A 761-nucleotide genomic window follows, 5' to 3' on the forward strand; every position below is an offset into this window, starting at 1 on the left:
TCCTTAGACCGGGACAACCATCGCCCGGCTCGGCTACCTTCCTGCGTCACACCTGTTAATACGCTAAACGCACCAGCACGGGGTCGTACGCTAGGCCCAACGCTTCACCCCGAAGGGATCCATCAAAGGGATTCAGATACTTAGCACTACTGGATTGTCTTGGGCGGTTCTTCGCCGGTACGGGAATATCAACCCGTTGTCCATCGACTACGCCTGTCGGCCTCGCCTTAGGTCCCGACTTACCCAGGGAAGATTAGCTTGACCCTGGAACCCTTGGTCTTCCGGAGGACGGGTTTCTCACCCGTCTTTCGCTACTCATGCCTGCATTCTCACTCGTGTGGCATCCACGGCTGGTTCACACCGCCGCTTCACTCGCCACACGACGCTCTCCTACCCATCAACACGGCTGGACCACGAAGGCCTACCACTAATGTCAATGCCACAACTTCGGTGGCGTGCTTGAGCCCCGTTACATTGTCGGCGCGGAATCACTTGACCAGTGAGCTATTACGCACTCTTTCAAGGGTGGCTGCTTCTAAGCCAACCTCCTGGTTGTCTGTGCAACTCCACATCCTTTCCCACTTAGCACGCGCTTAGGGACCTTAGTTGGTGGTCTGGGTTGTTTCCCTCTCGACTATGAAGCTTATCCCCCACAGTCTCACTGCTGCGCTCTCACTTACCGGCATTCGGAGTTTGGCTGACGTCAGTAAGCTTTTGGGCCCCATCGGCCATCCAGTAGCTCTACCTCCGGCAAGAAACAC

The 761-nt window shown here is 56.2% G+C and carries 1 rRNA gene; it reads right to left on the bottom strand.

What is annotated here, in order from left to right:
- Positions 1–761: ribosomal RNA gene (locus C5C50_RS16590) — 23S ribosomal RNA — on the bottom strand; the annotation flags it as partial.

This window comes from Rathayibacter sp. AY1D9 (genome assembly GCF_002932395.1).
Classification (GTDB): Bacteria; Actinomycetota; Actinomycetes; order Actinomycetales; family Microbacteriaceae; genus Rathayibacter.